The following is an 18,997-nucleotide window of genomic DNA, read 5'->3' as shown; positions in this document are numbered from 1 at the left end:
CACCATGCTTAAAAAGTTCATCCTTATGATCATCGTCGCCTTCACTCTCCAGCTAAGCTGGTCGGTGGCGAGTGCGTATTGCATGCATGAGACGGACAAGTCTTCGCAACACTTTGGGCATCATCCGCATGAGCATGAAGCCAGGGATGGTGACAATCATGCTGATAAATCTGCAAACAAATCAGCGGCAAAAAAAGCAACTTCCCACCCAGACTGTGCGTCGTGCGCACATAGTCCACTGGGTGCGCATTCATCCAATCTGCCGCTGACAGAATCGACGCTGACTACTTATCAACTCACTGCGGCATCGCAGCAGACTCCTGCGCCTTTCCTTGCGCAACCTGAACGTCCCAAATGGATGGCCTTCGCCTAAGTCCGGCGAGGCATCTGTCTATATTCATTTCATTGCTTTTTTTCGTCACGTAATTTTGCGTGCGCGTAAAGCGTTTCCAAAGCTAGAAACTTGACGGCTACTTGCTGGATTCTTCCTTTTCGTTTTTCTGGAGAATGCCATGCAAAAATTATTCTTGCCACTCGCTATAGTGGCTGTACTACTGCGTCCCATGCTGTTTCCAGCATCAGCACAGGCACAAACATCAGTAAAAAACTCATCGCCCTTGACCAACGCTGGCGTAATGACCCTGCCCACGGCAATAGCACTGGCCGTTGCCAATAACCCAGACATCGCTGCTGCCAGGCGTGAAGTGCAAGCCAGCGAGGGTGCATTGCGCCAGGCTGGCGTCATGCCCAACCCTGAACTGTCTGTCCTCGTCGAAGATGCCAGGCAAGACAGTCGTAGCACCACCATACAAATCAACCAGCCTCTGGAACTGGGTGGCAAACGCGAAGCACGCATCAGCGTCGTTGAGCGCAGTCGCAGCGCTGCCTTGAATGAGCTGGCGATCAAATCAGCCGAGATCAGGGCGGCAGTCACCACGCAGTTTTTTGCCGTTTTGATTGCGCAAGAACGCCAGCGTCTGGCCACAGTGTCATTGGAACTGGCACAGCGTGCCAATCATGCTGCCAGCCGCCAGGTCAGTCTCGGCAAAATCCCGCCACTGGAAGCCACCCGGGCAAGCATTGCCGAATCTGGCGTGCGTGTGGAACTTGCACAAGCCAATAGCGAATTACTGATAGCCAGGCAAGGTCTGGCAACCGCCATGGGCAGCAAACTGGCTGCTGAGCTGCAACTGCAGGCTGAATTCCATACCCTGCCCGCCTTGCCCGACTTGCAAAAACTGACGCAAGCCCTGGCACGCTCACCATTAATGCAACGCGCACAACTCGAAGTGGACAAGCGAATCGCCATGTCCGCACTGGAAAAAAGCAGGCAAATCCCCGACCTGACTTTAAGCATCGGCAACAAGCGTGAACAGCAAACCGGCCGCAACCAGGCGATAGTCGGCATCAGCATCCCGCTGAATCTGTTTGACCGCAACCAGGGCAATGTGCAGGAAGCATTGAGCCGCGCAGACAAGGCCAGGGATGAATTGACAGCCACAGAAAACCGCCTGCATGGCGAAGTACTGCAAGCCCATCAGCGCCTAAGCCTGGCCAGGGAAGAAGCCGAGATGCTGAAGAAAGACATGCTGCCCGGCGCACAACAGGCATATGAGCTCGCCATCAAGGGCTTTGAATACGGCAAATTCAATTTCATGGATGTGCTGGACGCCCAGCGTTCATTGCTGCAAGCCAGGGCGCAATACTTGCGCAGCCTGTCAGAAGCCCAGCGTGCTGCGGCGGATATCGAGGCTTACATAGGTGACAGTGAATTCAGCCTGTTCACCGCCACCTCTTCATTTTAGGATTTTGTATGAAACTAAATATCAATAAAAAAACTGCCGTGCCAGTCATCATCGTCATCCTCATAGGTGCAATATTGGCTGCGCTGATACTGAGCGCAGGAAAATCAAAAAAGAATGATGAACATGGCAGCCATGCAGAGCAGGCTGAACATGCCGACAAAGAACATCATGACGAAGCCAGTGAAGCCGAGGCTGCCGCCAAAGGCCCGCATGGTGGCAAACTGTTCAGCAAGGATGGTTATGCGCTGGAAGTGACTATCTTCGAACAAAACACGGCACCAGAATTTCGTCTGTATGCCTACCAGGACGGCAAGCCGCTGCCGCCTGCAGCAAACAATGTCAGCATCAATCTGGAGCGTCTGGGCGGGACAGTACAAAACTTCAAGTTCAGTGCAGAAAAAAATTATCTGAAAAGCGATGCGATAGTCGAAGAACCGCATTCCTTCAAAGCCAGTATCACAGCCCAGCATGCGGGCAAGAGTTATCAGTTCAATTATGAACAGATAGAGGGCCGCGTCAGCATGAATGCCCTGAAGCGCAAGCAAAATGGCGTAGAGACAGAAATAGCAGGCGCAGTAAAACTGCAAAGCAATCTGAATTTACTGGGTGAAGTAAAACTGAATGAAGACCGCATGCTGCAAATCGTGCCGCGCCTCGCAGGCGTGGTGGAAAGCGTGGCGGTGAATGCGGGTGACAAGGTTAGCAAGGGTCAGCTACTGGCCGTGATATCCAGCCAGGCCCTCGTAGATTTGCGTACTGAAGTGCTGGCAACACAAAAACGCCATGCACTGGCGCGCAGTAATTTTGAACGCGAGAAAAAACTATGGGAAGAAAAAATCTCAGCCGAACAGGATTATCTGCAAGCCCGCAATGCCATGCAGGAAGCCGATATCACCCTGCAAAGTGCGCAACAAAAACTGGCGTCCCTGGGTGCAGGTATGGCAAGCAAGGGCAGCCTGAACCGCTATGAAATTCGCTCCCCCATCGCAGGCACAGTGACCGAGCAACATATCAGCATGGGCCAGTCACTAAAGGATGATGCAGCTATTTTTACAGTAGCCGATCTCAGCAGTGTCTGGGTAGAAATTGCCATACCTGCCAAGGATCTCAGCAATGTCAGAACTGGCCAGAGCGCCAAAGTCAGCGCCAACGCCTTCGATGCAACGGCAGAAGGCAAGCTCAGCTATGTGGGTGCCGTCATGGGGGAACAAACCCGTACAGCCAAAGCACGCTTGCTGCTGCCAAATACCAAGGGTGTATGGTATCCCGGCCTGACTGTGAATGTGGCCCTGCTGTCTGCCGAAGTAGAAGTACCGGTTGCGATCGTCAATGAAGCCATACAAATCATTGATGAACAAGCCACGGTGTTTGCCAGCTATGGCGATCAACTGGAAGCCAGGCCGGTGGAACTGGGACGCAGTGACGGCAAATACACAGAAATACGCAAGGGCTTGCAGGCGGGCACGGCTTATGTTGCGAAGAACAGTTTCCTGATCAAGGCTGAGCTGGGCAAAGCTGCCGCCAGTCATGAACACTAAGAGCATGAGGAAAACACATCATGTTTGAAAAAATCATACAATTTTCGATAGCGCAGCGCTGGCTGGTCATCATGCTGACACTGGCGCTGGCAGCGCTGGGCATTTTCAGTTACCAGCGCCTGCCGATTGACGCCGTGCCGGACATCACCAATGTCCAGGTACAGGTCAATACTGCCGCCCCCGGCTACTCACCACTGGAGGCGGAGCAGCGCATCAGCTTTCCCATAGAAACCGTGATGGCAGGCCTGCCTAACCTGCAACAGACGCGCTCGTTGTCACGCTATGGCCTGTCACAAGTAACCATCATCTTCAAGGACGGTACCGATATTTACTTTGCACGCCAGCTCGTCAATGAACGCATACAGGAAGCCAAGGGCAAGCTGCCAGCAGGCATAGAACCCGGTATGGGGCCTATCTCCACTGGCCTGGGTGAAATCGTCATGTGGACAGTCGAGAGCAAGGAAGGTGCGCTCAAGGCTGATGGCCAGCCCTACTCTGCCACCGACTTGCGTGAAATACAGGACTGGATAGTCAAGCCGCAACTGCGCAATGTTACAGGCGTGACCGAGATCAATACCATAGGCGGCTACGCCAAGGAATTTCTGGTGGCACCATCACCAGAAAAACTGGTAGCACATGGTTTGAGCTGGCAAGATGTCGATACCGCACTGGAAAAAAATAATGGCAATGTCGGCGCGGGCTACATAGAAAGACGTGGCGAACAATATCTGGTCAGGGCACCGGGGCAACTGGCTTCCATGGATGACATACGCAATGTCGTCGTCAACACCCAGAAAAATATTCCTGTGCGCATCAGCGATATCGCCGAAGTCAGCATAGGCCGTGAATTGCGCACTGGTGCAGCGACAGAAAATGGCCGTGAAGTCGTGCTCGGAACGGTGTTCATGCTGATAGGTGAAAACAGCCGCAAGGTATCACAGGATGTGGCAAAAAAACTGGCTGAGATCAACCGCAGCCTGCCTCCCGGCATCGTCGCCAGCACCGTATATGACCGTACTGTGCTGGTCGACAAGGCCATCAATACGGTAAAGAAAAACCTGCTGGAAGGTGCAGTGCTGGTGATTGCCATCCTCTTTTTATTTTTGGGGAATATACGTGCAGCCATCATCACCGCCATGGTGATACCGCTGGCGATGCTATTCACTTTTACTGGCATGGTGGGCAATAAAGTCAGTGCCAATCTCATGAGCCTGGGTGCGCTGGATTTTGGCATCATTATCGATGGTGCTGTGGTCATTGTCGAGAATTGCGTGCGCAGGCTGGCTCATGCGCAAGCGGCTGCTGGGCGTACATTAAACCGCAGTGAACGCCTGCAGGAAGTTTTTGCCGCCGCCAGAGAAGCCCGCCGCCCCTTGCTGTTTGGCCAGTTGATCATTATGGTGGTTTACCTGCCCATCTTTGCACTGACCGGGGTAGAAGGCAAGATGTTCCACCCCATGGCATTTACCGTGGTTACTGCCCTGATTGCCGCGATGGTTTTGTCGATGACTTTTATACCTGCCGCAGTCGCCCTGTTCATCGGTGAACACGTCAGCGAAAAAGAAAACGGTTTAATGCTATGGGCCAAACAACTCTATCAACCCATGCTGGACTTTGTACTGCAAAGCAAGGCACTGGTCTTGAGCATTGTTGTGGTGGTGCTGGCCTTGAGCGGCTTGCTGGCCAGCCGCATGGGTAGTGAATTTGTCCCCAGCCTGAATGAAGGCGACATCGCCCTGCACGCCATGCGTATACCCGGCACCAGCCTGAGTCAGGCTTTACAAATGCAGATAGAACTGGAACATGTCATACGCACTTTCCCCGAAGTCGATAAAGTCTTTGGCAAACTCGGCACGGCAGAAATTGCGACCGACCCCATGCCACCGAATGTGGCCGACACCTTTATCATGCTCAAGCCGCAAGAGCAATGGCCAGACCCAAAACGCAGCAAGGATGACCTGGTAGCAGCGATACAGGAAGCCGTCGAAAAAGTGCCGGGCAATAATTATGAATTTACCCAGCCGATACAGATGCGCTTCAATGAACTGATCTCCGGTGTGCGCAGCGACATTGCGATCAAGGTGTTTGGTGACGACATGAATATCATGAACCGCACTGGCGAGCAGATTGCCAGAGTGCTGGAAAAAATCCCCGGCGCTGCCGATGTCAAGCTGGAGCAAACCACCGGCCTGCCTATGCTGAGCATCAACATCAACCGCGAAAAGGCAGCCAGGCTGGGTTTGAATATCAGCGATGTACAGGATGTGATTTCCGCAGCGATAGGCGGTAAGGAATCTGGCACCCTGTTCCAGGGCGACCGCCGTTTTGATATCGTCGTGCGCTTGCCAGAAAATGTACGCAGCGATATTGATGCCATCAAGCGCCTGCCGATTCGTCTGCCGAATGTACAGAATGGAGCGACCAGTTTCATTACACTGGCTGACCTGGCAAGCATAGACATGGCACCCGGCCCCAACCAGATCAGCCGTGAAGATGGCAAACGCCGTGTCGTTGTCACTGCCAATGTGCGTGGCCGCGATATCGGTTCTTTTGTAAAAGACGCACAGGAGCAACTGGCACAGAAAGTCAAAGTCCCAACCGCTTACTGGACCACCTGGGGTGGCACGTTCGAGCAATTGCAGTCCGCATCACAACGCCTGCAAATCGTTGTACCTGCTGCCTTGTTACTGGTCTTCATGCTGCTGTTTGCCATGTTTGGCAATATCAGGGACGGCTTGCTGGTATTTACGGGCGTGCCGTTTGCCCTGACAGGCGGCATCGTCGCACTGTGGTTGCGTAATATACCTCTGTCGATTTCTGCCGGTGTAGGTTTCATCGCCCTGTCTGGCGTTGCTGTATTGAACGGTCTGGTCATGATTGCCTATATACGCAGCCTGCGTGAAGAAGGTATGCCGCTGGACAGCGCAATCCAGCAAGGTGCATTGACACGCCTGCGCCCGGTGTTGATGACGGCACTGGTAGCATCGCTGGGCTTTATCCCCATGGCACTGGCGACAGGTACAGGTGCTGAAGTGCAGCGGCCACTGGCAACGGTGGTTATCGGTGGCATACTGTCATCCACCTTGCTGACCTTGCTGGTGCTGCCTTTGCTGTATCAACTGAGTCATCGCAAGACAGATAAACCGTAATCCAGGCCAAAACAAAATGCCCGGGAGCGAATATCGCCCCCGGGCATTTTTTACAACTCAGCCTGGTTCAGCTAATTACTCAACAGCCTTCACCATATCTTCAATGACTTTCTTGGCATCGCCAAACACCATCATGGTTTTATCCATGTAGAACAATTCGTTGTCCAGACCTGCATAGCCAGAAGCCATGGAGCGCTTGTTGACGATAACGGTCTTGGCTTTGTAGGCTTCCAGGATAGGCATACCGGCAATCGGTGATTTGGGGTCTTTTGCCGCAGGATTAACCACGTCATTCGCACCCAATACCAGCACCACGTCAGCCTGACCAAATTCGCTATTGATGTCTTCCATCTCGAATACCTGGTCATAAGGTACTTCAGCTTCTGCCAGCAAGACATTCATGTGACCAGGCATGCGCCCTGCCACAGGGTGAATTGCATATTTGACTGTAATACCTTTGTGCGTCAGCTTTTCTGTCAGCTCTTTCAGGGCATGCTGGGCGCGTGCCACCGCCAGGCCATAACCAGGAACGATGATGACAGTCTCGGCATTGCCGAGCAGGAAAGCCACATCATCAGCAGAACCGGACTTGACCGTACGCTGGGCCTGGTCGCCGCTGGCAGCAGTTGCAGCTTCACCACCAAAACCACCCAAGATCACATTGAAGAAAGAACGGTTCATCGCCTTGCACATGATGTAAGACAGGATGGCACCGGACGAACCCACCAGCGAACCGGCAATGATCAGCATGGAGTTATTCAGCGAAAAGCCGATACCCGCAGCCGCCCAGCCAGAATAGCTGTTCAGCATCGACACCACCACCGGCATATCAGCACCACCGATAGGGATGATGATGAGTACACCCAGCACAAAGGCCAGGGCAGTCATGATGATGAACGGCGTCCAGCTTTGCGTGACGCAGAAGGCAATACCGCAACCCAGCATTGCAATTGCCAATACCAGGTTCAACTGATGCTGGCCACTGAAGCTGACCGGTGCGCCCTGGAACAGGCGGAACTTGTACTTGCCCGACAATTTACCAAAGGCGATGACAGAACCAGAGAAGGTAATCGCACCGACAAAAGTACCAATGAACAATTCCAGACGGTTGCCAAAAGGAATAGGCTGGTCTCTTGCGACGATATTGAATACCCAGGGTTCGGACACGACGGCTACGGCTATACACACCGCTGCCAGACCGATCAATGAGTGCATCGCTGCGACCAGTTCCGGCATCTTGGTCATTTCTACGCGTTTGGCCAAAGTTGCACCTATGCCGCCACCAACGATGACGCCGATGGCAACCAGGCCATAGCCCAGACCTGCGCCGGCACTTTCGTTTTTCAGCTTGACGATCAGGGCAATAGTGGTGGCAACTGCAACCGCCATGCCTATCATGCCAAAGGCATTACCACGACGTGCGGTGGACGGATGTGACAAACCTTTTAACGCCTGGATAAAGCAGACCGATGCGATCAGGTACAGCATCGTTACCAGATTCATGCTCATTATTTGCCCTCCTTGTCAGCATGGGCAATGGCTTTAGGCTCTTTTTTCTTGAACATTTCCAGCATCCTCTGGGTCACCAGAAAACCGCCGAATACATTCACTGCCGCCAGTGCCACGGCTGCCGTGCCCATGACCTGGGCCAGCAGGCCTTCGGTCAGACCGGCGGCCAGCATGGCACCGACGATGATGATGGCAGAAATGGCATTCGTCACCGCCATCAAAGGCGTGTGCAGGGCCGGTGTTACTGTCCACACCACATGGTAACCGACATAAATTGCCAGCACGAAAATGATGAGATTGGTAAGGGTATGACTAACTTCCATGATGTCCTCTCTTTAATTGGATTGAGACATGCAAATCGCTAGATGGCTAAGGGGTAAGCAAGACTGCGCATACTGCCTGCCCCACTAGGTTATTTATACTCTTTGATACTGGTGATCTGATTCTTGCCATTCACGAAAACGACATTCGGTTTATACGCTTTTGCTTCTTCTTCTGTCATCGGCGCATAGGTACAGATAATCATCAAATCGCCCAGTTGTACGCGGCGGGCTGCAGCGCCATTGAGTGAAATTTCACCGCTGCCACGTTTGCCCTTGATGGCATAGGTGGAGAAGCGTTCACCGTTGTTGACGTTATACAGCTCTATCTGTTCGTTTTCGATGATGTTGGCAGCGTCGAGCAGATCTTCATCGATACCGCACGATCCTTCGTAGTGCAGGTCACACTGGGTTACAGTTGCGCGATGAATTTTGGCGCGGAGCATATTTCTTTGCATGGTCTTTCTACTTTCTGATACTGATTGCTAAAAACTTTAAAACTTTTTATTCTATTTCTTTAAAACTTCACCACCCGAGCAAACCAGGGTGGCAGCGACGATTTCATCTTCACGGTTAATCGCCAGCGCAGCATCCTTGTCAATGATGAGCTTCAAAAAGTCCAGCACATTACGTGCATACAGGGCCGATGCATCAGCCGCCACCAGGGTTGCCAGGTTAGGCTCGCCTATGATGTGCACACCATATTTGGTGACTGTCTTGTTGAGTTCAGACAAGGGGCAATTGCCGCCCTGCTCTACCGCCATATCGACGATGACTGAGCCTGGCTTCATGGCTTTTACTGTCTCTTCCGAGATCAGTATCGGGGCCTTGCGGCCAGGGATCAAAGCTGTCGTAATGATGATATCAGCCTGCTTGGCACGTTCATGCACGAGAGCAGCCTGTCTTTCCATCCATGCTGCTGGCATGGGGCGGGCGTAACCACCTACACCTTTGGCGATTTCGCGTTCTTCATCGGTTTCATAAGGCACGTCGATGAATTTTGCGCCCAGAGATTCAACCTGTTCCTTGACGGGTGGACGTACGTCCGACGCTTCAATCACCGCACCAAGACGTTTGGCCGTAGCAATGGCTTGCAGACCGGCTACACCCACGCCCATGATCAACACGCGTGCGGCCTTGACCGTGCCTGCCGCTGTCATCAGCATGGGCATGAAGCGTTGATAGGTATTGGCGGCCAGCATGACAGCCTTGTAACCGGCGATATTGGCTTGCGAAGACAAGACGTCGAGCGACTGCGCACGGGTAATGCGCGGTGCAGCTTCGAGTGCAAATGCGGACAGGCCGTGTGTGGCCATAGCCGCGATATTGTCTGCGTCAAAAGGATTGAGCATGCCAACCAGCACCGTGCCTGATTTCATCAGCGCACGTTCTTCTGCGTTGGGGGCACGCACTTTCAAGACCAGTTCAGCGCCCAGTGCATCGGCGGCGGTGCCAATTTGTGCACCGGCAGCCTGGTAGGCCTCGTCGGTAATACTGGAGGCCACGCCCGCACCAGACTGCACGATCACCTGGTGTTTGGCTGCCACATATTTCTTGATGGTTTCTGGGGTTGCCGCTACACGCGTCTCCCCCGGCCGTGACTCGGCGGGTATGCCGATTTTCATAGATTTGCTCCCTTTTTTAGTGTGAATATTGGTGTTTCAATTCCGTGCTGCAGCGGTCAAGGGTAAGCTCTGGCCGCTGCATTATTCTTTGCTGATTTTCTTGTAGATTAAGGCAGCTCACTTCCTTACCTGAATCTTACATTTGATATTCGACAACGATATTACACGCAAAATGTTTTTTAGCACAACCGTTCACTTTTTTGTGTTTTCTACAAATTTCTTTAAAGAATCATGCCAACGGCACCCTACAAACATCTATAAAACTAAATTATTTCCTTTAAAAACAGTCACTTGAAACTAAAATCAAAAACTGTACAAGTTTGGTGCAAAATCAAAATACGCTCAAAGCGTAAAAATAAGCAGGCATAGATAAATTACGCATTAGCTAATTCGCTTTCAAATTTGCTGGTTTGCCACACAAAATTTGACGGCAAAGTAAAATGTCGGACTTACTGAGAGAAGCCATGTCTGCCATTTGGAAACCATCCGTCACTGTAGCCGCAATTATTGAGCGCGACCAACAGTTTTTCATGATTGAAGAAGAAACACCTGATGGTGTGCGCATCAACCAGCCCGCCGGTCATCTGGACCCGGATGAAAGCCTGATACAGGCCGTCATCCGCGAAACGCTGGAAGAAACTGCCCACGACTTCACACCAACGTCATTGACAGGCACCTATCTGTCGCGCTTCATTTCACCGAAAACCGGTGAAGAAGTCACTTATCTGCGCTTTGCCTTTACCGGCGAACTGGGCCAGGCACATGACCGCGCCCTTGATACGGGCATCTTGCGCACCGTGTGGATGAGTTACGACGAAATCGTGGCAGCGCAGGACAAGCATCGCAGCCCTCTCGTGATGCAATGCATAGACGATTATTTGCAGGGCAAGCGCGCGCCGCTGTCCCTGTTGTTTACCCATCCAAGCGCACTTGGAAACTTGGAACCGCAAAAATGAGCAAGAAAAAAGTAGTAATAGGCATGTCCGGCGGCGTTGATTCGTCCGTCTCGGCATGGCTGCTGAAAGAACAGGGCTATGAAGTCATCGGCCTGTTCATGAAAAACTGGGAAGATGATGACGATTCAGAATACTGCTCTACCCGCGAAGACTGGATAGATGCCGTCAGCGTTGCCGACGTCGTTGGCGTTGATATCGAAGCCGTCAATTTTGCCAGCGAATACAAGGACCGCGTCTTTGCAGAATTCCTGCGTGAATACCAGGCTGGCCGCACACCGAACCCGGATGTGCTGTGCAATGCCGAAATCAAGTTCAAGGCCTTTCTTGATCACGCGATGAAGCTGGGTGCCGATTACATCGCCACCGGCCACTATGCGCGTGTGCGTGAAATGAATGGCCAATTCCAGTTAATGAAGGCGATCGATGCCAGCAAGGACCAGAGCTATTTCCTGCACAGGCTGAACCAGAAGCAACTGGCAAATACCTTGTTCCCGCTTGGTGAAATTCACAAAACTGAAGTACGCAAAATCGCCGAGCAATTGCAATTGCCAAATGCGAAGAAAAAAGATTCGACTGGTATTTGTTTTATTGGTGAGCGCCCTTTCCGCGAATTTTTGAACCGCTATCTGTCGTACAAGCCGGGCAATATCCAGACACCAGAAGGCGAAATCATAGGCCAGCATGTAGGCCTGAGTTTTTACACCCTGGGTCAGCGCAAAGGCATAGGCATAGGCGGTATCAAGTCGCACCAGAATGCTGATGGCAGCAGCGATGCCTGGTATGTCGCGAAAAAAGATGTGGAAGCCAATACCCTGTACGCAGTGCAGGGCCATGATCATCCATGGCTATTGTCTGCTGGTCTGGAAGCCGGACAAGTCAGCTGGGTGGCGGGCGAAGCACCGCAAGCAGGTGAGCTGTCAGCCAAGACCCGCTACCGCCAGCCTGATGTGGCTTGCCATTTCAGTGGTGACACTGAGCGCTTTCAACTGAACTTCCCGCAGGCACAATGGGCAGTCACGCCCGGCCAGTCTGCAGTTTTGTATGATGGCGATGTGTGCCTGGGTGGCGGGATTATCGATGTCGCCAGCCGCTAAGCCATTTTGCTGACAGTCAGCCAAGTCATGACACTCAATGCCCACATGTCTGTGATCTGTGGGCATTGAGTTTTTTACCGTTTGGTAAATAATTAGATCTGCGTCAATTTGCGTTTATCATTGCCGACAATCTTTTCATTCACACAATCATTAGTTTGCGTAAATTCAGGTAAATTCAGAACAAAATTTGATGTATTTTGTTTATCCTGACAAATCTCCTAAATAGACCAAATTATCCAAAATATGTACGGAGAGAGACATTCATCGATTTGACACGATTCATTTCTTTACAATTTAAATCGATGAAATTATATTTACATTTCTATTTCACCGGAAAAGCCAGCCGATATGAATCGTCCTGATACGCAATCCCTGGGTGGTACTGTTAATGCGCGCATAGGCAAGGTCTATATGAACTTGTCAAAAGCGCACAGAAAAGCAGCCGATTATGTGCTGTCGAATGTATTTCGATCAGCCACCATGTCTATCGATGAGCTGGCAAATGCCGTCGGCATCTCGGTAGCCACGGCAAATCGCTTTGCCAGGGCGCTGGGCTTTGAAGGTTATCCGCAATTCCGTGCTGAACTGGTATATGGCTTTGAAGCCATGCTGGCACCTATCGATAATCTGCGCAGCGAAATCCAGCGCCCTGCCACCAGCACAGAAATTATTTCCAGTTCTCTCAATGAAGACATGGCCAATCTGGAGGCTACCCGCCGCGGCCTGGCTCCTGATCTGTGCAACCATGCCGTGCGCCAGATCCTGAATGCAGAAAGAATTTACATCGTCGGCTATGGAGCCAGCGCCTTTCTGGCTGGCCTGATGGCGCATAGCCTGGACCCGTTCTGCAATACCGTGCAATCAACACTGGGCTCGGGCGGGCCATCGAATGTCGCACGGCAATTGTTCAAATACACAGAGCGCGATCTGGTCATCGGCATTTCTTTCCCGCGTTATGCAGAAGATGTGGTCACCATCCTGCAGCAGTTGCGTGAAAAAGGTGTACCCATCCTGGCGCTGACGGATGCACCAAGCTCACCATTGGCTTCGCTGGCGAACATCACCCTGTATGCGCAAACCCGCCGCAATTTTTCACCGAACTCTGAAGGCGCAGCGCTGTGCCTGATAGAAGCGATTTGCAGTGCCGTCGCCCACCAGGCCAAGGCACCCGTGCATGCGGCATCTGAAATGACGAAGTTCATGCTGCCATGGCTGTACCAGGAACCGAATGCCACGACCCGCAAATCGCAGGCAGCGGCAGCCAGCAAGATCATCGACATGGACAGGCCAGCATAAAATGGCCGCACCTGCCGCTATCGCCATCCACGGTGGCGCTGGCATTATCCTGCGCAGCAGCCTGACAACGGAACAGGAAGCGCGCTATCTGGATGCTTTACGGTCCATCGCCACTGCGGGTAATGAAGTATTGGCACAGGGTGGCAGCGCACTGGATGCTGTGAGCCTGGCTGTCAGCCTGCTGGAAGACTGTCCCTTATTCAACGCAGGCAAAGGTGCCGTATTCACCAATGCGGGCACGATAGAAATGGACGCCGCCATCATGGATGGCAAAACCCGCCGTGCAGGTGCTGTGGCTTGTATACAGCATGTGCGCAATCCCGTTCGCGCAGCCAGAGCCGTCATGGAGCACAGCCCGCACGTCTTGATGGTAGGCAAAGGTGCAGAAGAATTCTTGCGCCAGCATGGCCTGCAATTCGAAGACCATGCTTACTTTTATACCGAAGAGCGCTACGCGCAATTGCAACGCGCCCGGCAAGAGTCTGGTGTGTTGCTGGATCATGATGCAGCGAATTTGCTGAACACGTCATCCAAACCAGCTTCAGAACCCGCGCCACTTGATCCCGATAAAAAATTTGGCACGGTAGGTGCCGTCGCGCTGGATGTGCACGGCAACCTGGCTGCAGCCACTTCGACTGGTGGCATGACAAACAAACTGCCTGGCCGCGTCGGCGACACACCCATGCTGGGCGCTGGCTGTTATGCCGATAACCAGACTACTGCCCTGTCTGCAACAGGCACGGGTGAAGCCTTCATGCGCAGCCTGGCGCTGCATGATATTACTGCGCAAATGCAATACCTGGGACTGAGCCTGGAGCAGGCTGCTAATAGTGTCGTCATGGATAAACTGCCCCTGTATGAAGGCCAGGGTGGCATCATAGGCATAGACCGGCTTGGCAATATTGTCCTGCCCTTCAATACCGAAGGCATGTACCGCGCTTATCAACGCGTGGGCGAAGCAGCGTTTGCGGCAATTTATGCAAACTAACAGGACGTAAAAACAGGGCGCAAAATAAGCGGTAGTTTTGCCCTCCGATTACCGGGAATACTTATGTAAAAAACACCTATACTGCGGGTGTTTTCATTCCCTGGGATTAAAAAATCATGCGTAGTCTCTTCCCCAAATTTGCGGTCGGCCTGATCGTCTTGCTGGTGCTGATCATACTCAACCCTTTCGCTACTATCCCCGCTGGTCATCGCGGTGTGCTGACAACATTTGGCAAACCCTCGGATGAGGTTTACAGTGAAGGCATACACTGGGTCTGGCCTATTGCCCAGAAAATGCAAAAGGTTTCCGTTGCCATCCAAAAAGGTGAAGGTGATGGCGATGCAGCTTCCAAGGACTTGCAAACCGTGCACACCAAGATTGCCATCAACTATCACGTCAGGCCAGATGCAGTGGTTTCGGTTTTCCGCGATCTTGGTAATGAACCTGGTGAACGCATCATCATCCCCAGTGTGCAGGAAGCGGTCAAGGCGGTAACCGCCCGTTTCACAGCAGAAGAACTGATCTCACGCCGCTCACAAGTACGCGATGAAATCATCCTGGCCCTGAAAGAACGCATGGCAAGACATGGTCTGGTGGTTGATGAATTTTCCATCGTCAATTTCAACTTCAGCCGTACCTTCAATGAAGCGATCGAAGCCAAGACCACGGCAGATCAATTGAAAATGAAGGCCGAGCGCGACCTGCAAAGGATAGAAGTCGAAGCCAAACAAAAAGTATCCCGCGCCCGCGCTGAAGCAGAAGCCCTGGCCTTGCAAAGACAGCAAGTCACACCAGAACTGCTACGTCTGCGTGAAACCGAGAACCAGGCCAAGGCGATAGAAAAATGGGATGGACGTTTGCCAACAACGACTGGTGGAGCAATCCCCTTCATCAATGTTGGAAAGTAAGTTGAAAAATAAGTTGGTAAATAAGCAGTAACAAGCGAGGAACAAGCCAGCCATGTCAGATCAAAAATCATCCGCCCGCTTCACCGCGTTTTGCATACTCTTGCTGGTCATCTGGTATGTCATGGACAGCCCCATCGATTTAAACCTGGACTGGAGTCCGGATGATTTTGATATTTTTTCTGAAAATGGCTTTTCAATCGGTGGCGTCGCCGTGGCACTGGTCGCCATCGTCTTTGCCATGGTAATGGCGGGGCTGGTGATTGCGGGGGTGTCGTTCTTGCTGGTGGGTTTTGCTGTGCTGATAGGCGGCTTGTTTTTGATGATTTTTTCGCCGTTTTTATTGCCTTTGTTGCTGCTGATTGTGGTGTTGGGGATTTTTAAGAGGAAGTCGCGATAGCGAGAATTACGTTCTTTGATGGATGGCGCATGCAATGAACGCACCAGTATCCATCCAAAGCTCACTGCTGATTGGAATAATGTACTTGATAAAGAAATGACAAAGGAATTCCCTCCCTTTCAAAGGGAGGGAGCAATACTATCCTGAGATTACAAAGTCTCAGCAGAAATAACCTGCGCTGCCGCATTCACAACAGCCGCAATGCGCCCGACATCGCGCAACTGCGTGGCTGACATGCCTTCCTTCTTCAACAACTCATAATGCGATTTCACACAGAAATGGCATTTGCCGATGATGGAAGCCGCCAGCGCATACATCTCGAAACGGCGCTTATCCACACCGCCATTGGTCGCATAGGCATTCATGCGCAATTGGGCAGCCTGGGTTTTCAGGTCAGCGTCGTCCGCCATTTCTACATACGGGTACCAGACATTATTCATGCCCATCAAAGCCGCTGCTGTCAGCGCTGCATTGATTTCTTCCGGCGTGATTGCGCCACTGGATTTGATGGCCTCAATGATCACTGTGCTTTTTGCTGCGAAGGCTGCTGCCAGTGCCACGCCTACTGCGTCATTGCCTTCCAGGCTGGAGCGGGCGATAGTGCCATCGATGTTCAGACGGATATCCTTGGCGTAATCAGGGATACGACTTTTAATTAAATTCAAGAATTCCATAGTATTTACCTATCAAAAAGTGGTTTTAAAACCCGCCGTAGCGGGTTTATTTTACATCTTGAGCTACGCTCCCTGAATTACAGAGTTGCGCCGCCTACTGTACGGTTGCATGGGCACAGTTCGTCTGTTTGCAGACCATCCAGAATACGCAGGATTTCTGTTGGGTTACGGCCAACGTTCAGGTTATTGACAGAAACGTGCTGGATGACATTGTCAGGATCAACAATGAAAGTCGCGCGCAGGGCAACACCGGCGTTGACATCGCGTACACCCAGCATGTCTACCAGAGAACCGGTTGCATCGCCGAACGCATAGTGGTTCAGTTTGTCCAGGTCTTTGTGTTCACGGCGCCATGCCAGTTTGCAGAATTCGTTATCGGTAGAACCACCCATCAAGACTGCATCGCGGTCTGCAAAGTCGTTAGCGAGCTTGGCAAATTCAACGATTTCAGTTGGGCATACGAAAGTGAAATCTTTTGGGTAGAAATAAATGATTTTCCATTTGCCAGGGAAGGAAGCTTCGGTGATGTCTTCAAATGCGGAGACGCCGTTTTCTTCATGATGATTGAAGCCTGGCTTGGCTGCTGGAACTTTGAATGCGTCGAGTTTTTGACCTACAGTTTTCATTAAATTCTCCTGATGACGTAACAAGGTGAACAATATGTCCACAACGGCAAGAAGCATATCACTATGAATTTTAAATATCCAATAGATTTTAACTACCATGCAATTAGCTAAAACCTTGCCTTGGATATACCAATGAGCAGGCTGAGTGTATGCAATGAGGAGATAAGGTGTGAAGTCAAAAACTCAAGACTATCTGTCGTGGCGACGGTGCGCTGAGGCCAGTAAGGTAAACCAGAATATGCTGCCCTTGCCCTCTTCCGTTTCAAAGCCGATTTCACCGCCCATTTTCTCGACGAAGGTCTTGGTGATATTCAAACCGAGGCCGGTACCGCCTTGCTGCCGGGTGTTGGTGCCGTCTGCCTGGGCAAATTTCTTGAATATCTGTTCCCTAAAGGCCTCAGGTATGCCTTGTCCGTGGTCTTCCACTTCGACTTTATAGATACCGGAGTTGTCGGTGATACGGATTTGCACTTCAGCCCCATTCGGGGAAAACTTGGCGGCGTTCGACAGCAAATTGGCAAATACCTGCATGACGCGCACATTGTCGCCCATGGCCCAGGCGTTTTCCGGGTGACCAGTGAAGCAGTAGCGTACATTCAGGGCCTGGGCATAACCGGCATTGGCTTCTATTGCCTGCCTGGTTACGGCTACGAGGTCGAAGCGCTCTATATTGATGACCATTTTGCCAGAGGCCAGTTTTTCCATGTCCAGGATATCGTTGACCAGCACACCGAGGCGCTGGCAATTCCTGTGGGCGACCTTGATGAGTTGCATGGTCTTGGCAGTCAACTCACCGGCAATCCCACTTTCGAGCAAACCCAGAGCACCGCGTATTGAAGTCAGCGGCGTGCGCAACTCATGGCTGACGACAGAAATAAATTCAGACTTGATGCGGTCAGCCTTGCGCTGCTCAGTCAGGTCGAGCACGAAACCCACCCATTCTTCCAGCGAGCCCTCGAGTTGCGCCAGGCCCACCATGACGGGAATGCGCTCGCCATCCTTGCGTATCAATTCACCTTCATAAGGTCTGGCCTGCCCATGCAGACGAATTTCTGCCATAGCATTCTTGTGCAGGGTGTGACTTTCTTCTGTCGTCGTATCCAGCCAGCTCATGCCAGACTCGACAAATTCGCGTCTTTGGACACCAACCAGTTGCAACAAGACATCATTGGCTTCGGTCAGTCTGCCACTGAGATTACCTTGCATGATGCCGATGAGGCTGGAATTGACGAGGCGGCGCAGGCGTGACTCACTGATCAGCAGCGCTTCCAGCATGCGTGATTTTTCCTTGCTGGCGCGCTCAGCTGCATCCCTGGCTGCCACCAGACTGCACTCTGCTTCTTTCATCTGTGTAATATCGCGCACACTGAAAACCCGCCCTACCCGCCTGTCGCGCATGAATTCTGGCTTGGACACACAGATAAAATAACGCCCGTCTTTCAGCGTCATCAAATCTTCGGTTTCCAGATTCGGGTCTTCCCTGATTTTTTCCAGACTGGCAAAAAAATCATCGGCATCCTGAAGCGCATTCTTGAGATGGGCAAACATCTGCGCCTCGTCTCTGGAAGCCAGTAATTCATCCTTCAATTGCCACATCGAAGAAAAGCGCTGGTTGATGTTCACGACATTGCCATTCAAGTCTATCGACAGGATGCCTTCGGCGGTTGCATCAAGCGAGCTTTGCAATTGCGCCACCAGGTGCACGTGACCATCGACCAGCTCGCGCCTGTGAGTAATGTCTTCGGCATGGATGATGAAAAACTCATTGCCGCCATCAATGAAAGTTGAAACGCGCTTTTCGACGGGAAAAGAAATGCCGTGGTGGTTGATCCATTCGCTCTCGGCAACAGCTCTGCCCTCAGCCTGCGCATCTGCCCGCAAGGCCTCCCAAAAAAACACATCCTGCAAGGAGCACTCGATATTTGCCAGTGGCAAACCCAGCAATTCATCCCGCGTATAGGCTAGCATCATGCAGGCCAGCTGGTTGGCATCAACCAAGACCATACGCTGCATATCCACGACCAGAATCGCTTCGCGACTATGGTTGATGATATGACGCAGTAATCCATGACTCAATACGGATACTGACTGTGAGATGCCGGCGTCGGTCAT

Annotated in this window: 17 protein-coding genes; 10 read left to right on the top strand and 7 right to left on the bottom strand. The window is 51.9% G+C overall.

Annotation, left to right across the window (positions count from 1 at the left end):
* Positions 1-4 precede the first annotated feature (4 nt).
* The 4 genes from UNDYM_RS04790 (at position 5) to UNDYM_RS04775 (ending at position 6,492) form a co-directional block, all read left to right on the top strand.
* Positions 5-373 (top strand): hypothetical protein, encoded by a 369-nt coding sequence (locus UNDYM_RS04790; RefSeq protein ID WP_162040013.1) that lies wholly within the window; start codon positions 5-7, stop codon positions 371-373.
* Positions 374-512: 139 nt separating this feature from the next.
* Positions 513-1,805, top strand: coding sequence for a TolC family protein (locus tag UNDYM_RS04785; RefSeq protein WP_162040012.1), 1,293 nt, complete (start codon positions 513-515; stop codon positions 1,803-1,805).
* Positions 1,806-1,813: 8 nt separating this feature from the next.
* Complete coding sequence (locus UNDYM_RS04780; RefSeq protein WP_162040011.1) at positions 1,814-3,343, top strand: efflux RND transporter periplasmic adaptor subunit; 1,530 nt, start codon at positions 1,814-1,816, stop codon at positions 3,341-3,343.
* Between the two features lie 20 nt (positions 3,344-3,363).
* Positions 3,364-6,492: an efflux RND transporter permease subunit gene (locus UNDYM_RS04775; RefSeq protein WP_162040010.1), complete on the top strand. Its 3,129-nt coding sequence runs from the start codon at positions 3,364-3,366 to the stop codon at positions 6,490-6,492.
* 75 nt (positions 6,493-6,567) lie between these two features.
* On the opposite strand, the gene UNDYM_RS04770 is transcribed toward UNDYM_RS04775, so the two are convergent.
* The 4 genes from UNDYM_RS04770 to UNDYM_RS04755 all read right to left on the bottom strand — a co-directional run bounded on the left by UNDYM_RS04770 (position 6,568) and on the right by UNDYM_RS04755 (position 9,946).
* Entirely contained in the window at positions 6,568-8,001 is a 1,434-nt protein-coding gene (locus tag UNDYM_RS04770) for an NAD(P)(+) transhydrogenase (Re/Si-specific) subunit beta (protein ID WP_162040009.1), read from the bottom strand.
* Positions 8,001-8,324 (bottom strand): NAD(P) transhydrogenase subunit alpha, encoded by a 324-nt coding sequence (locus UNDYM_RS04765; RefSeq protein WP_162040008.1) that lies wholly within the window; start codon positions 8,322-8,324, stop codon positions 8,001-8,003. Before UNDYM_RS04765 ends, UNDYM_RS04770 begins: the two co-directional genes overlap by 1 nt.
* An 89-nt stretch (positions 8,325-8,413) precedes the next feature.
* The gene (gene panD / locus UNDYM_RS04760; RefSeq protein WP_110255112.1) at positions 8,414-8,779 is read right to left on the bottom strand and encodes an aspartate 1-decarboxylase; all 366 of its coding nucleotides are present in this window, start codon (positions 8,777-8,779) and stop codon (positions 8,414-8,416) included.
* Positions 8,780-8,830: 51 nt separating this feature from the next.
* Positions 8,831-9,946 (bottom strand): Re/Si-specific NAD(P)(+) transhydrogenase subunit alpha, encoded by a 1,116-nt coding sequence (locus tag UNDYM_RS04755; RefSeq protein WP_162040007.1) that lies wholly within the window; start codon positions 9,944-9,946, stop codon positions 8,831-8,833.
* Between the two features lie 464 nt (positions 9,947-10,410).
* Here UNDYM_RS04755 and UNDYM_RS04750 point away from each other — a divergent pair, with 464 nt between their 5' ends.
* From UNDYM_RS04750 to UNDYM_RS04725, 6 genes are all read left to right on the top strand, one after another.
* Complete coding sequence (locus UNDYM_RS04750) at positions 10,411-10,902, top strand: NUDIX hydrolase (RefSeq protein ID WP_162040006.1); 492 nt, start codon at positions 10,411-10,413, stop codon at positions 10,900-10,902.
* The gene (mnmA, locus tag UNDYM_RS04745) at positions 10,899-11,996 is read left to right on the top strand and encodes a tRNA 2-thiouridine(34) synthase MnmA (RefSeq protein ID WP_162040005.1); all 1,098 of its coding nucleotides are present in this window, start codon (positions 10,899-10,901) and stop codon (positions 11,994-11,996) included. The genes UNDYM_RS04750 and mnmA overlap by 4 nt, the downstream gene beginning before the upstream one ends.
* Positions 11,997-12,344: 348 nt before the next feature.
* A complete protein-coding gene (locus UNDYM_RS04740) occupies positions 12,345-13,292 on the top strand; it encodes a MurR/RpiR family transcriptional regulator (RefSeq protein ID WP_162040004.1) in 948 nt (315 codons plus the stop codon).
* A 1-nt stretch (position 13,293) separates the two neighbouring features.
* Positions 13,294-14,280: an isoaspartyl peptidase/L-asparaginase family protein gene (locus UNDYM_RS04735; RefSeq protein WP_162044446.1), complete on the top strand. Its 987-nt coding sequence runs from the start codon at positions 13,294-13,296 to the stop codon at positions 14,278-14,280.
* Positions 14,281-14,396: 116 nt separating this feature from the next.
* Complete coding sequence (locus UNDYM_RS04730; RefSeq protein WP_162040003.1) at positions 14,397-15,188, top strand: prohibitin family protein; 792 nt, start codon at positions 14,397-14,399, stop codon at positions 15,186-15,188.
* A gap of 52 nt (positions 15,189-15,240) precedes the next feature.
* Complete coding sequence (locus UNDYM_RS04725) at positions 15,241-15,585, top strand: hypothetical protein (protein ID WP_162040002.1); 345 nt, start codon at positions 15,241-15,243, stop codon at positions 15,583-15,585.
* Between the two features lie 149 nt (positions 15,586-15,734).
* On the opposite strand, the gene UNDYM_RS04720 is transcribed toward UNDYM_RS04725, so the two are convergent.
* From UNDYM_RS04720 to UNDYM_RS04710, 3 genes are all read right to left on the bottom strand, one after another.
* Positions 15,735-16,259, bottom strand: a complete 525-nt coding sequence (locus UNDYM_RS04720) for a carboxymuconolactone decarboxylase family protein (RefSeq protein ID WP_162040001.1) — start codon at positions 16,257-16,259, stop codon at positions 15,735-15,737.
* A 77-nt stretch (positions 16,260-16,336) separates the two neighbouring features.
* Positions 16,337-16,885: a peroxiredoxin gene (locus UNDYM_RS04715; RefSeq protein WP_162040000.1), complete on the bottom strand. Its 549-nt coding sequence runs from the start codon at positions 16,883-16,885 to the stop codon at positions 16,337-16,339.
* 189 nt (positions 16,886-17,074) lie between these two features.
* Complete coding sequence (locus UNDYM_RS04710) at positions 17,075-18,997, bottom strand: PAS domain-containing sensor histidine kinase (protein ID WP_162039999.1); 1,923 nt, start codon at positions 18,995-18,997, stop codon at positions 17,075-17,077.

Origin of the sequence: Undibacterium sp. YM2, from assembly GCF_009937975.1 — a bacterium.
In the GTDB taxonomy this organism is placed as follows: Bacteria; Pseudomonadota; Gammaproteobacteria; order Burkholderiales; family Burkholderiaceae_D; genus Undibacterium.
This window is presented reverse-complemented; position numbering and strand designations above follow the sequence as displayed.

Excerpts from the sequence above, each read along its gene's own strand:
- UNDYM_RS04790 (WP_162040013.1), top strand. The coding sequence starts at position 5 with ATGCTTAAAAAGTTCATCCTTATGATCATCGTCGCCTTCACTCTCCAG.
- UNDYM_RS04785 (WP_162040012.1), top strand. The coding sequence starts at position 513 with ATGCAAAAATTATTCTTGCCACTCGCTATAGTGGCTGTACTACTGCGT.
- UNDYM_RS04780 (WP_162040011.1), top strand. The coding sequence starts at position 1,814 with ATGAAACTAAATATCAATAAAAAAACTGCCGTGCCAGTCATCATCGTC.
- UNDYM_RS04775 (WP_162040010.1), top strand. The coding sequence starts at position 3,364 with ATGTTTGAAAAAATCATACAATTTTCGATAGCGCAGCGCTGGCTGGTC.
- UNDYM_RS04770 (WP_162040009.1), bottom strand. The coding sequence starts at position 8,001 with ATGAGCATGAATCTGGTAACGATGCTGTACCTGATCGCATCGGTCTGC.
- UNDYM_RS04765 (WP_162040008.1), bottom strand. The coding sequence starts at position 8,324 with ATGGAAGTTAGTCATACCCTTACCAATCTCATCATTTTCGTGCTGGCA.
- panD (WP_110255112.1), bottom strand. The coding sequence starts at position 8,779 with ATGCAAAGAAATATGCTCCGCGCCAAAATTCATCGCGCAACTGTAACC.
- UNDYM_RS04755 (WP_162040007.1), bottom strand. The coding sequence starts at position 9,946 with ATGAAAATCGGCATACCCGCCGAGTCACGGCCGGGGGAGACGCGTGTA.
- UNDYM_RS04750 (WP_162040006.1), top strand. The coding sequence starts at position 10,411 with ATGTCTGCCATTTGGAAACCATCCGTCACTGTAGCCGCAATTATTGAG.
- mnmA (WP_162040005.1), top strand. The coding sequence starts at position 10,899 with ATGAGCAAGAAAAAAGTAGTAATAGGCATGTCCGGCGGCGTTGATTCG.
- UNDYM_RS04740 (WP_162040004.1), top strand. The coding sequence starts at position 12,345 with ATGAATCGTCCTGATACGCAATCCCTGGGTGGTACTGTTAATGCGCGC.
- UNDYM_RS04735 (WP_162044446.1), top strand. The coding sequence starts at position 13,294 with ATGGCCGCACCTGCCGCTATCGCCATCCACGGTGGCGCTGGCATTATC.
- UNDYM_RS04730 (WP_162040003.1), top strand. The coding sequence starts at position 14,397 with ATGCGTAGTCTCTTCCCCAAATTTGCGGTCGGCCTGATCGTCTTGCTG.
- UNDYM_RS04725 (WP_162040002.1), top strand. The coding sequence starts at position 15,241 with ATGTCAGATCAAAAATCATCCGCCCGCTTCACCGCGTTTTGCATACTC.
- UNDYM_RS04720 (WP_162040001.1), bottom strand. The coding sequence starts at position 16,259 with ATGGAATTCTTGAATTTAATTAAAAGTCGTATCCCTGATTACGCCAAG.
- UNDYM_RS04715 (WP_162040000.1), bottom strand. The coding sequence starts at position 16,885 with ATGAAAACTGTAGGTCAAAAACTCGACGCATTCAAAGTTCCAGCAGCC.
- UNDYM_RS04710 (WP_162039999.1), bottom strand. The coding sequence starts at position 18,997 with ATGACCGACGCCGGCATCTCACAGTCAGTATCCGTATTGAGTCATGGA.